This is a genomic window from Myroides pelagicus, from assembly GCF_009711055.1.
Taxonomy (GTDB): domain Bacteria; phylum Bacteroidota; class Bacteroidia; order Flavobacteriales; family Flavobacteriaceae; genus Flavobacterium; species Flavobacterium pelagicum.
Genome location: NZ_WMJY01000092.1, coordinates 1 through 640 on the forward strand (window position 1 = coordinate 1; position 640 = coordinate 640).

The following is a 640-nucleotide window of genomic DNA, read 5'->3' on the forward strand; positions in this document are numbered from 1 at the left end:
ACTGCAATATTACTTCCGTATTGCGAGTGCAAATATAATGCGTTTTTTCAACAAATAACAAGTCTTTTTACAGTTTTTTTGAAAGAAAAAACTTAAGTGTTGTTTATCAGTTTTTTAGGTATTAACTTATTTACAATTAATCCGTACCAAATATGTCTTCAGCAGAAGGGCTATTAAAAATATCAAAGGACAAATCTAAGATCTCTGCTTGAAAAAAATTAGCTTGTATTTCTTCCAGAGCTTTTTCGAATCTCAGCTCTGTATTAAATCTTCGACTATTTCCATATATTTTTTTTGCAATAGCTAAGCGAAAAAAGTACTTACCAGAGGGAGTCTTAAAGCGCATAAAATTTAATGCATCAAAGTTATCTCGTAAATAGACAATATTATCCTGTGCAGCATCCAAACTAGAATACTCGACACTCGTAAAAAGTGTTTTACCTCTTCTGTGTTCAAAAGTATACTTATACTTTCCGTTTTCCTTAAGACTAATAACGAATGCACTCATATCATTTATAAAACAAAATTAGATAATCAATTAGAAACAGATAGAATATCTGTATAGGGCAAAAAAAAATCCTAAGCGTTAACTTAGGATTTTTAAGTACTCGAGGCGGGACTTGAACCCGCACGAACATTA

1 protein-coding gene is annotated in these 640 nt (G+C 31.1%); it reads right to left on the reverse strand.

Annotation, left to right across the window (positions count from 1 at the left end; all coding sequences use genetic code 11):
• Positions 1-136: 136 nt before the first annotated feature.
• Positions 137-508: a hypothetical protein gene (locus tag GJV77_RS14695; protein ID WP_155037075.1), complete on the reverse strand. Its 372-nt coding sequence runs from the start codon at positions 506-508 to the stop codon at positions 137-139.
• Positions 509-640: the final 132 nt, after the last annotated feature.